General features: G+C 46.4%; 10 protein-coding genes. 8 read left to right on the top strand and 2 right to left on the bottom strand.

Features of this window, described 5'->3' with window-relative positions:
- The first annotated feature begins 189 nt into the window (after positions 1 to 189).
- From ACYVGR_RS35305 to ACYVGR_RS35295, 3 genes are all read left to right on the top strand, one after another.
- Positions 190 to 1,083 (top strand): winged helix-turn-helix domain-containing protein, encoded by an 894-nt coding sequence (locus ACYVGR_RS35305; protein WP_460965266.1) that lies wholly within the window; start codon positions 190 to 192, stop codon positions 1,081 to 1,083.
- Positions 1,084 to 1,273: 190 nt separating this feature from the next.
- Positions 1,274 to 2,599: a sugar porter family MFS transporter gene (locus ACYVGR_RS35300; RefSeq protein ID WP_460965265.1), complete on the top strand. Its 1,326-nt coding sequence runs from the start codon at positions 1,274 to 1,276 to the stop codon at positions 2,597 to 2,599.
- 12 nt (positions 2,600 to 2,611) lie between these two features.
- Positions 2,612 to 3,505, top strand: coding sequence for a carbohydrate kinase family protein (locus ACYVGR_RS35295; RefSeq protein WP_460965263.1), 894 nt, complete (start codon positions 2,612 to 2,614; stop codon positions 3,503 to 3,505).
- Between the two features lie 343 nt (positions 3,506 to 3,848).
- On the opposite strand, the gene ACYVGR_RS35290 is transcribed toward ACYVGR_RS35295, so the two are convergent.
- Positions 3,849 to 4,460: a mannitol dehydrogenase family protein gene (locus ACYVGR_RS35290; RefSeq protein ID WP_460965261.1), complete on the bottom strand. Its 612-nt coding sequence runs from the start codon at positions 4,458 to 4,460 to the stop codon at positions 3,849 to 3,851.
- A 279-nt stretch (positions 4,461 to 4,739) separates the two neighbouring features.
- Positions 4,740 to 5,069 (bottom strand): hypothetical protein, encoded by a 330-nt coding sequence (locus ACYVGR_RS35285; protein WP_460965259.1) that lies wholly within the window; start codon positions 5,067 to 5,069, stop codon positions 4,740 to 4,742.
- Between the two features lie 264 nt (positions 5,070 to 5,333).
- On the opposite strand from ACYVGR_RS35285, the gene ACYVGR_RS35280 reads away from it, so the two are divergent.
- The 5 genes from ACYVGR_RS35280 to ACYVGR_RS35260 all read left to right on the top strand — a co-directional run bounded on the left by ACYVGR_RS35280 (position 5,334) and on the right by ACYVGR_RS35260 (position 11,939).
- Complete coding sequence (locus tag ACYVGR_RS35280; protein WP_460965257.1) at positions 5,334 to 5,537, top strand: hypothetical protein; 204 nt, start codon at positions 5,334 to 5,336, stop codon at positions 5,535 to 5,537.
- A 448-nt stretch (positions 5,538 to 5,985) separates the two neighbouring features.
- A complete protein-coding gene (locus ACYVGR_RS35275) occupies positions 5,986 to 7,023 on the top strand; it encodes an aldo/keto reductase (protein ID WP_460965256.1) in 1,038 nt (345 codons plus the stop codon).
- A gap of 9 nt (positions 7,024 to 7,032) precedes the next feature.
- Positions 7,033 to 7,389 (top strand): VOC family protein, encoded by a 357-nt coding sequence (locus tag ACYVGR_RS35270; protein ID WP_460965254.1) that lies wholly within the window; start codon positions 7,033 to 7,035, stop codon positions 7,387 to 7,389.
- Between the two features lie 372 nt (positions 7,390 to 7,761).
- A complete protein-coding gene (locus ACYVGR_RS35265; RefSeq protein ID WP_460965252.1) occupies positions 7,762 to 10,875 on the top strand; it encodes a PAS domain-containing sensor histidine kinase in 3,114 nt (1,037 codons plus the stop codon).
- Positions 10,876 to 11,210: 335 nt separating this feature from the next.
- Positions 11,211 to 11,939 (top strand): porin family protein, encoded by a 729-nt coding sequence (locus ACYVGR_RS35260; RefSeq protein ID WP_460965250.1) that lies wholly within the window; start codon positions 11,211 to 11,213, stop codon positions 11,937 to 11,939.
- Positions 11,940 to 12,089: the final 150 nt, after the last annotated feature.

The following is a 12,089-nucleotide window of genomic DNA, read 5'->3' as shown; positions in this document are numbered from 1 at the left end:
GAATTAGTAACTTGTTTTTTGTCATTCCTCCTGGCTCCGGCCACCCGGTCCGACGCCAGGAGGAATGACAAAAAATAGTCTTCCTGAAAGAAATTTAAATTGTTTCAATGACAAACCGGTCAGGTACTAAAGCCCTGATCGGTTTTAAGTGTTTAGTAGATTATGCATAAATGGGTAAGGATAATCGGGATGGCAAGCCTCATATTGGCTGGGTTGCTCTGTACGCAGTTTGCGTGGCTGACACCTGCTCAGACGGCGACAGATAAACAGCGATTTTCTCAGAAAGTAAATCTGGCTCTCCGACGCACTGTGCATCATTTACTACTGAAATCTGGCGATTCTACCTCCCGAATTCAGCCTGTTCAGCAACCAACGGAACAAACGTTTCAGATACGGATCAATCATGCATTCGACTACAGTCGGTTGCCACCTTTGTTACAAGAGTCGTTTAATGTGCACGACATTCAGGTAAATTACGACGTTGTAGTACTCGACTGTGCGCAAGGAGAATTGCAACTGGGGTATAATTTTCGAGACTTAACGAAAAATAATGAAGTGCCTTGTGTAGGCCGCCAGCAACTACACGGATGCTACACACTGCAAGTGACTTTTGCGACTCCCTCACCCGCTTCTCCTCCATTTATGGGCTGGTGGGTTGTAGTATTGGGTAGTCTGCTGGTAGGGCTTGGGTACGTAGTCTGGAAACGACGACCAACTTTTGATCAAACTGAAACACCCACGGCTGATCCTATACCGACAACAACCGACCGAATCCCGTTTGGCCACTCGAGCTTCGAGCCAGCCAGGCAGCTTCTGCATTCGGGTAGTAGTCAATACAATTTAACCTATCGCGAAGCGAAGTTGCTCACGTTTTTTATGGGCCATCTCAATCAGGTAGTCGAGCGAGACTTCATTCTCAAGTCGGTTTGGGAAGATGAAGGTATAATTGTAGGGCGCAGCGTCGACGTATTTGTCTCGCGTTTACGAAAAATGCTTCAGGATGATCCGACTATTCGGATTGTTGCGGTGCATGGCGTAGGCTACCGCGTAGAGGTGTTGAATCTGGAAAAAAAGGCTTCGTAACAAAATTGAAAATCAACGTAACAAAATCGAAAAAATACTCAATATTTATCTGGTAATATATTGAATAATAGCACATTGAGCTCTGATCTTAATTTGTAGTTAGTTGAACAATATCTGAAAGTCTCTTAACCAGGACGAGCTGTAAGTTTGATTCAGCAATCGGGTGATAGCCTGATTGCTGAATCAATGTATGAGTCAGAAACAGCGCATTTTTGCTTGGTCAATCACAGCCGCTCTGGGTGGTTTTCTCTTCGGTTTCGATACCGCCGTTATCTCTGGAGTTGAGCAATCCTTACAATCTCTATGGAGCCTTAATGTCTGGGAACATGGCCTGACTGTTTCCATTGCGCTCATCGGTACGGTCATCGGTTCCATGCTGGGTGGTATTCCTGCCGAAACCTTTGGCCGTAAAAAAACACTACTCTGGATTGCCGTTTTGTACTTAGCAGCTTCTATCGGAACGGCACTGGCTACCGATTGGAACATCTTTTTGATTTTTCGTTTTCTGGGCGGGTTAGGTGTAGGCGCTTCTTCGGTGGCGGCCCCTATGTACATCACCGAAATTTCGCCCGCCAACTCCCGTGGGCGACTGGTAGCCCTCTTCCAGTTCAATGTTGTATTGGGCATTCTGATTGCTTATCTGTCCAACTACTTACTGGAAGGTGTTGGGGCTGAATCGTGGCGCTGGATGCTGGGCGTCCAGGCAATACCCTCTCTGATTTTTCTGATTGCCGTTCTTACTATTCCCGAAAGTCCTCGTTGGCTACTGCTCAAGAAAGGGCAGGTAGCCGAGGCCCTTCAGGTACTGAATATGATCGACCCAATCACCGCCAAAGAAACGCTGGTGGCCATTCAGCAAAGCAACCACCATATCGAAGGCTCTACCCGACTGTTTTCAGCAAGCCATAAAACGCCCATTATGCTGGCCGTATTGTTTGCGGTATTCAATCAGGTTTCGGGAATCAATGCCATCATTTACTATGCGCCCCGGATTTTTGAAATGACGGGTCTGGGTAAGAGTTCGGCTTTGCTGTCATCGGCAGGCGTTGGATTGGTCAATCTGATCTTTACGATGATTTCGATGAACCTTATTGATCGGTTTGGTCGCCGGACACTCATGAAAATTGGGTCGGTTGGCTTAATCATCACCCTGGGCTTAGTGGCTCGGGCATTCTACCTACAGGATTTTAGCGGCATGAGTGTGCCCTTGTTGCTCTTTGGCTATATCGCCTTTTTTGGGTTCTCGCAGGGAGCGGTCATCTGGGTGTTCATTTCCGAAATATTCCCCAACGAGGTGCGTGCTAGTGGCCAGTCGTTGGGCAGTTTTACCCACTGGCTAATGGCGGCTATTATCACGTTTACTTTTCCCTACTTCGCCGAACACGTTGGGGGTGGAAATACCTTCCTGTTTTTTACCGTCATGATGGTGTTACAACTCCTGTTTGTTGTTCGCCTGATGCCCGAAACGAAAGGCACCAGTTTGGAGCAAATCGAAAAAACATTCCTGGTTCATTAATCGGCTTCAGCAATGACATCGAAAACTATTATCTGCTTTGGCGAAATTCTCTGGGACATCTTACCAGATAGCAAACAACCAGGTGGGGCACCAATGAATGTAGCCGTTCACTTGCGGAATTTTGGACTAAATGCTCAGTTAATAAGCCGGGTAGGTAACGATGAACTGGGGCGCGAACTACTGAAATTTTTGCGCGAGAAACACCTGCCAACGGCCTATGTGCAATTGGGAGCTACTCATCTGACCGGTATTGCCAAAGCTAACGTGACGGAACGCAATGAAGTTATTTATAAAATTCTGCAACCGGTAGCCTGGGATTACATTCAGTACGACGCAACGCTGGCTCCGCTTTATCAAAAGTCGATTCTCGTGTATGGAAGTTTGGCGGCTCGTAGTCAGGAGTCTCGAAATACGTTGCACCAACTTCTGGATCAGGCGGCTCTAAAAGTATTTGATGTTAACCTGCGTGCTCCGCACTACACACCCCTGGAGGTTACGTATTTGTTGCAAAAAGCAGATATTCTGAAGGTCAACCAGAGCGAACTGGCTGAAATTGTTGGCTGGTATACATCGCCACTTACCGAACGAGATGCGATGCAGTATCTGCGCAACCGATTCAAACTAAAGACAATCTGTGTAACGCGGGCTGAAAATGGGGCCATCATGCTCGGTAACGATGGTTTCGAAGAGCATCCCGGCTTTCCGGTGAACGTAGCGGATACAGTCGGAAGTAGCGACTCCTTTCTGGCAGCTTTCCTCTATAAAACATTGCAGGGAGAGACACCTAAGAAAACACTGGAATTTGCCTGCGCTACAGGAGCCTACGTGGCTACCCAGCCTGGTGCCACACCCATTATTTCAGAGTTGCTTATCATGAAAAAAGTTCGCCGGGCGGCAGTTGTATAACCTGTTCCGGTAATTCTGATCACTTTGCGTACTTATCGTAACTTAGTTCTATACACGTCCATTTTCATCAATAGACAGCACGAAAATGGACATTCTGACAACTGATTTAGGTTGGTAATATGGCTTATGGCAGGGGGCGGTTATAGTACCCGACCGACTCCCTGCTCTAACTTAGATGAGTGAACGTCAGTTGATTTGGTGCGTTTAAATCTACCCGAAAGAGCGAATACAGTAACCTATGATAAACGTGGATTAATACCGAAATGGACTGCTGCTGAAATTAGTGGTCTATTCGGTTGTAGTAAAAATGGGTATCGAGCCATCTCGATACCCATTTTCTTTTTTAAGCTTGCTGCATAGCTAAGCGATTATAAGCCATTTGCTTGAGCAGAAAAACGACACCGTATTTCGCAATTTGAGTCCGGTATGATTTGTACATGGCCACAAAATGAGAGTAGGTATGCAAGCGAGCTGTGGCTATGGTGGAGATTTCCAGCAAGGCTGCTACATCATCGCTGTTGACTTTTGCCCAATCGTGTTGATGAAAGTGAGCGTCGTTTAATTCATAAGAAACCCCCTTATCATCGGTGCCCGCACAGAGGTAATGGCCGTATGCTGCTAGTAGGAATGCCATGCGCTGAACATCCCGATTCTGAGCTAACAGATCACGCAGAGTTGGCAAGATTAAGGCCGGTAACTTCGACGCACCGTCGACACATAAGTTGGCCAACGGATCGCTGGTTGGTTGGCAAAATTGGCTGAGCCATTGCTGCCTATTATCGTTTAGATCGATGGCATCCTGTGCTTCTGCAAAGGGCATAACATCCTGTTCGATAAACACATTGAGGTAGTTGCTGAATAAGTGGTCATTCAAGGCTTCCTCTACCGTTCGATAGCCAGCCAGAAATGCCGGGTAAGCCAGCATCATTAAAATATCTTGATTATTGTTTTTCATGATGAATGAGTTGTAACGAGTGTTTGTATGGACGCTCTCGAACTGGCAGACTGTTAGCTGCCTATAGTCCATGTCGTCTAAGTTAATAGAGCAGAATAGATCTGAGTTATATTTTTGTGTGACCCCGATGGGGTCAAATGTTTATAGAAAGACACATCTACTATAAATATCTGACCCCATCGGTCACACTGGCTATAGGCAATTCAATCTCAATCTGCCTAATTGCTTAAGTTCTGTCTATAGCAGTTTAGCCTATTACAGCACCAGATTGAATCCTGATTAAACGAATTCGGTCTGATCCGGTTGCAGAAGTTGTGCTATTGAATTCGGGCGAGTCTGGTTGATCTCATCGTGATGGCGAAGGTTCTGAGCGATGTTCGTGATCTGATCGCCCAGTTTGCCTTGTTTACCAATGCTTGCCTTATCGTACCGATGCTGTCGGGTTGGTTCCCAGAAGAAGAGTTCGGTCTTGGCGTCGTAAATACCAATCGGTTTGTAATCTTCCTGCGTAAGCAACTTTGCTAAAATTGCATTGGCTTCTTCGTGTGTGTCACTGTAAATATGGTGATACTGCTTATGAAGCAGATAAATGACTGAAAAACGGCTCATGTGTTGTGAAGTTTGATTGTAACGGCGGCTGTTGAACCACAGGTTCGGTGCCTGATGTCGGCTAGTAGCGAATTACGCAACGAGGCCGGTGTACTATGCCACGGCGGGAGCCGCAGGTACTGAATTGATCGTCAAGTGCATGGAAAGGCTTTTTAAGCCAATCGTGCGTTTGGGCAATAGATGAGTAAGTAAATGCGCTGTTTTTCTGGCATTCAATTACCGGTTAGTAGATGGTGACGATCAGGTAGTTGGTTAAATTTAGTTTTGTTAAAACAGAAAAATGGAGGAGCTCTCTCTCCAGTAATCGATTCTCATTTAGTAATTTCCGGATGTCCAGATGCCTCTAAAGTTTTTGGTCTTCAAAATACAAAAGCGTTTAAGCTTCAATTACTAGATTTAAATAAACGTAAAAAAGTACAATTAGTTATCCATAAGCTTTCCTCCCTACTTCCTATTTTTGATGGTTAAGATAACGTTTCGTTTGGTGTAAGTTATTTATAATCAATCTTAAATAGATGAATTTGGAGCGGATAACTTTTCAACTAATTAACTAAATAGAGGTGTTGATTGGTTTAGGGATATTGATAAAGTACCATAAGTGCTTTCTATCTTTCAGCGAAAATCAGAATTGTACAAGCTATTCTTTAGGAAGTAATATGATTGTATAGGCTATAAAGATTTACGAAGGCAGTAAACGGCTGGAAATGATTACATGAATTGAACGAATAGTATAAATTTGTTCGGACTGGTAAGCTGCGTCAAGTGGAGGGAAGAGGAATCAAATTCCGATTTCACCAAACTTCTCCCCCCATCGACTGTGTTCAAAAGAAAGCGTCACATTGTGTGTCAGCGGCTAAACGCCTGAATCGTACAATAATCCTATTCGCTGAAAAGGCAATAGAAACAGTTAGTCACTATGGAATACAGACAATTAGGTGCATCGGGACTACATGTTCCTGTATTGAGTTTTGGTACGGCCACCTTTGGCGGAGGCAACGAATTCTTTAAAGCGTGGGGGAGCACGCAGGTCGATGAGGCTACTCGATTGGTCAATCTCTGTTTAGAGGCTGGTGTTAATCTGTTCGATACAGCCGACGTGTATTCAGATGGTTTATCGGAGACTATTTTAGGAAAAACGCTGACGGGTATTCGCGACAAAGTGCTCATCTCGACCAAAGCGACGTTCACGTTTGGCGAAGGACCTAATAACCAGGGCTCGTCGCGCTTTCACTTGTTGAAACAATGCGAAAGTAGTCTAAAACGTCTGAAAACAGATTATATCGACATCTACCACATGCATGGTTTCGATGGAGTAACGCCCATTGAGGAAACCCTTCGTACGCTAGACGATCTGGTTCAGAGTGGCAAAGTGCGCTATATTGCCTGTTCCAATTTTTCGGGCTGGCACCTGATGAAATCGCTGGCGATTTCAGAAAAGTATGGCTGGAATCGGTATGTAGCGCATCAGGTTTATTACTCCCTGGTGAATCGGGAGTATGAATGGGAACTGATGCCATTGGGTATTGATCAGCGAGTAGGAGGGATCATTTGGAGTCCGTTGGCCGCTGGTCGGCTAGGGGGCAAATATCGCCGGAATCAACCAGCTCCGCCCGATAGCCGGGTTGCGCAGGGAGGTAGTCCCGTTCCGGCATTTGCCATTTCCGATGAGTTGTTTTATACCATCATCGATGTACTGGATGAGTTGGCTGCCGAAACGGGTAAATCAGTAGCCCAGGTGGCGCTCAACTGGCTCTTACAGCGACCAACGGTATCAACAATCGTCATTGGGGCTCGGAATGAAGAACAACTGAAACAGAATCTTGACGCCGTTGGCTGGAACCTCACAACAGAACAGGTGAAGAGGCTAGATGCAGCTAGCGATGTGCCGACTATTTATCCCTATTGGCACCAACGCCAAAATCTGACGTTGAATCCCCCACCGAAATTTTATTAAGCGATCAGGATGATACAGTTCATACGACTCGACCATGTGTTGATTTGCATTCCAGAGGGAACAACGGCCCAGGCCCGCGAATTTTACCGCGATGTACTGGGACTCGAAGAAATCCCTGGGGATCATCCAAGTGGTGCCATCTGGTTCAAAATTGCTGATATTCAGATTCACCTTCGGGAGGAAGCTGGCGGAAATTATTCCAAACGGCATCCGGCCTTTGAAGTCGCTAATCTTACTGACGCAAAGAAGAGTCTGATCAGCAAAGGTCTTGCTATCGAATACTCATCTGAGATTGATGGACGGGAACGGTGCTTCTTCCGTGACCCATTCGATAATCGAATTGAATTGCTTCAATTTATTGATTAGTAGTGTTTTGGACTACGCTCAACAAGGGAATTCGTCTTATTAATTACTCCTTTCTTTTCATGGTCACCGGGTTAAAACCCGGTGCAGCTCATCTATTCTGTGTTTTTGCGCCGGGTTTTAACCCGGTGACCATGAAAAAATACCTTTGTATTACTACCAATACTGTTGCGTGTATCCGGGTATAACGAGTTAGATTTGTAGCCTAAAAGGCCGATCAATTACCTTTGGTTTTAACGGATTGGGGAGGTCAGGCATACGATCAACGTACTGTGCAGATTGGAAAAGCAGCCCTTGTTATCAGGTTGCGCTTTGGACTAACCTTGTGTTAGTTTTGAGTTGTGGATACGTATCACCTTTGGAATCGAAATACCATTGAATACAGATGTAGTAACAACGGGCGAGCTATTTGAGCTGCTAACCAAGGCTACAAGAGATGCTGTCTGGAATTGGGATCTGGAAACCAATACGATTTGGTGGAATGAAGGGTATACAACCCTGTTTGGCTACAATACGCAGGAGGTTTCCGAAGATGCTCTGGAATCCTGGGTCGGCCATATTCACCCCCAAGATAAAGATCGCGTTTTATTCAGTATCCATCAGGTTCTTGATTCGGGTGGCACGAACTGGTCGGACGAGTATCAATTTCAGCGGGCCGATGGGCGTTATGCAACGGTTTTAGATCGGGGCTATATTTTGTATCGGGAAGGCAAACCACTGCGAATGGTGGGCGCTATACAGGATATTACCGACCGCGTTGCCTTGCAAAAAGCCCACGAGGAGAGCGAAGAGCGGTTACGGTTTGCATTGCAATCGGCTCAGCTAGGTACCTGGGAGCTAGACCCGGTGCGCGGTGTTGTTAACTGGGACAGTCGCTGCCAAGAGTTGTGTGGGCTGACAAATGCCGACAGCCAATCGTACGCACAAACCGTAGATTACATCCATCCTGATGATCGAAGTCGGGTTGAAGAGGCCGTCCAATGGGCGCTCAACCCTCTGTCGGGAGGTCATTATGAAACAAGCTTCCGAACCATTGGTGTAACTGATCGGCGTTTGCGATGGGTGCGGTTCATCGGCAAGACGCACTTCTCCGAAACAGGCGAAGCTTACCGTTTTTCGGGCGTTGCAGAAGATATTACCGAAGAAGTACTCGCGAAAGAAAAAGCTGCTTTATCGGAGCAACAGGCTCGAATAGCATTGGAAGGATCGGGCTCTGGGTCTTTTTTTATTAAAATCGGGAGCGACACTGACGGAGATAGTAATATCCTTTATTCGCCTTCATTTTCCCGGATTTTAACCGGCCAGGAGTCGCCCAATCTTAACTGGGAGGTGTTTGTCGAGCATTTACATCCTGACGATCTGAAAATCAGAAACCAGGCACATAGCCTGGCCGTTCTGACGGGAAACATTAACTATGAAGCGCGTTTTGTTTGGGTTGATAAAACGATTCATTGGATCAAAGTAGTTGGCCAATACTTATTCGATGTCAGTGGAAAACCGGTTTCGGTTACGGGTATAGCCCTGGATGTTACCGAACAGAAAGAGCGGGAGGGTGCCTTGCGAGAGGCTGAAGAACGTTTTTCCATTGCCTTCAACAATACATCGATGGCGATGGGTTTTACAGACCAGAAAGCCAATTTTACGTTAGTCAATGATGCCTATACGCAATTATTGGGCTATTCGGTTTCAGAATTATATACACTGAACAACTTCGACATCACCCACCCGGACGATCGGGCCTATAACCGTCAGTTGTTTGAAGAAGTCGTAGCGGGTAATCGGCCTTTCTTCAATCTGATTAAGCGCTACATACACAAAGATAAGTCAGTCCGTTGGGTGCAATTGAATGTGACCAGCGTGACTGATGCGCAGGATGAGGAGCATAGCATGATTATCATTGCTCAGGATATTAGCGAGCAAGTTGAAGCCAATAGTAAAATACGAGCGAGTGAAGAGCGGTTTCGCAACATGATTATTCAGGCTCCGGTGGCGATTAGTGTCCTGAATAGTCGCAGGCTGATTATTGAAACGGCCAATACATCGATGCTGGAAATATGGGGAAAAGATGCTTCGATTATTGGCAAGCCACTCATTCAGGCCCTGCCTGAGTTGGAAGGACAAGGGTTTATTGAATTACTAGAGGGCGTATATGATTCAGGTATTTCGCACTATGGTGTCGAAACGCTCGCCCGCCTGTATCGTAGGGGAGATTTAGAAGATGCTTACTTTAACTTCGTTTATGCACCTGTGCGCGATGATAAAGGGAAGATCAGTAGTGTGATGGTGATCGCTACTGAGGTTACCACGCAAATGAAAGCGAAAGTGGCTCTGCAAGAGAGTGAACAACGTTTCCGAACATTGCTGGAAGCCATTGCCCAAATGACCTGGACCAACACCCCAGAAGGCGAAGTCAACTTCTACAATCAACGATGGTACGATTATGCGGGCCTGGATTTCGACCAAATCAAAGCCTGGGGATGGCAGTCGCTGCTTCATCCGGCCGACTTGCCGCACACGCTCGAGATGTATAAAAAGGCGCTTGCTGACGGAACCACCTTTGTTGTCGAAAACCGGTATCGGCGTGGAACTGACGGTATGTATCGATGGCATTTGAACCGGGCACTACCCATTCGGGATGAGTCGGGTGAGATTGTACTTTGGGTAGGTACAGCTACCGATATTCATGAACAGAAGTTGTGGGCTACCCAGTTGGAGCAGCAGGTCCAGGTTCGAACAGAGCAGTTAGTTGCGTCGAACCAGGACCTTCGCCGGTCGAATGAAAACCTGGAAAAATTTGCTTATATCGCCAGTCACGACTTACAGGAGCCCTTGCGAAAAGTTCAGTCATTCGGCGATCTGCTAAAAAATCAATATGCAGTTGAGTTAGGAGAAGGGCTCGATTATCTGGAACGGATGCAAAGTGCGGCCAGTCGGATGTCGTTGCTTATTAAAGACTTACTAACGTTTTCGCGTATATCCACGCGTCAGGAATCTACCACGTCGGTGTCGCTGAATCAGGTTATCGAAGAGGTGATTGATGATCTGGAAGTCTCGATTCTGCAGGTAGATGCGCAACTACAAATCGATTTATTACCCGTTGTATCGGGCGATGAGTCGCAACTACGGCAGTTGTTTCAGAATTTACTGAGCAATGCCCTGAAGTTTCAGCAACCCGGTATTGCCCCGGTTATTCGCGTACAGGTTGAACAAATTTTAGCCAGCAGCATACCGGCTCTGGTGCAGCCTTCCCGGCAGGCAATGGCTTACCATCAGATCAACGTTTCGGATAACGGAATCGGCTTCGACGAAAAATATGTAGACCGTATTTTCCAGGTTTTTCAACGGCTGCACACCCGGAATGAGTATGCCGGTACAGGCATTGGTCTGGCCATTTGTGAGAAAGTAGTTGCCAATCACGGCGGAGCTATTACGGCTTACAGCAAGCCCGGCCAGGGCGCTACCTTCACCATTTACTTCCCTATTGCGTAAGGTACCCAATGTACCCACGGGCTAATTGAGTTGAATGAAATAAGCGTCAAATTGACTATGTAACCCCTATTAACCCACTGCTAAATCGGTGGGCTGATAGCTAGGCTTTTCGACGATTAATTTCTTCAAGTCAATCAGCCCGCGTATGAATTAGCTAGAATCAGATCTGGCGCGGGTATTTACCCGCGCCAGCTACCCATCAAAAAAATCTAAAATTTTTTTCAACCTCGTGCAACCTGCCCTGTGGGTTCTGACATCTTCCTGTCAAATAACACAACAAATACTTCATGAAACTGGCAATAGCCTAAACCCTCAACCTTAAAATAACAACAGCTATGAACACGTTCAAACACCTCCTCACCACCGCTATGATTGCTGCCACAACGGCTTCATTCGCACAATCAACTACCGTTACCATCACGACCGATTCGACATCATCGACCTCGTCGACTCAGATCACACGGACAAGAAGCCGGCACTACTCTCGTGTTACGTCTGACTTAGGTATCTACATTGGCTTGAATAACTTCGGCAGTTCGCTCCCTGCGAATTATGAACTTAGCCCAATCGGCTCACGCTTTGTGGCACTCTCCTGGCAGAAACGTATTCCGATTGCCGTGAATGGGTCGACCAAACTCCGGCTGATTACAGGTCCCGAAGTAGCCTGGAACAACTTTATGTTTGTAGATCGAAACATGTTTGTGGCGCAGAATGGGCAGGTTGGCGTCGAAACGGCTTCCGTGGATCTTCACCGATCAAAACTGGTGACAACCCAGCTTAATCTGCCCGTTATGCTTAACCTGTCACTTCGGTCGGGTTTTAGCTGGAGCTTGGGTGCTTATGCAGGTATGCGATTAGACAGCTACACGAAAGTGAAACCTGAAGGTGAAGCAGCCGTTCGGAACCACAATTCCTACAACCTGAACCCGATTCGCTGGGGCCTGACAACCGAACTCGGTTTCCGGGGTGATGCCAAGCTGTTCTTCCGCTACGAACCCAATAGCCCTTTCCGCTCAGGCCAAGGTCCCGATACCAGCGTATGGGCTGTGGGAATTAAACTGTAACCAGGATTGTCTGAACCAGGATTTTAATAAGATTGAAAAGATTATCAAGATTTCTCTCGAAAACCAACTCCTGTAAATCTTTTTAATCTTGAGGCTGTTTAAACTTTACGGAAAATCCCCAAAGCTGTGTGAATTTTGAGGTGCGAACTT

Source organism: Spirosoma litoris, assembly GCF_054776755.1.
The sequence above is the reverse complement of the archived record's forward strand: the minus strand, read 5'-3'. Positions and strand labels throughout refer to the sequence as shown.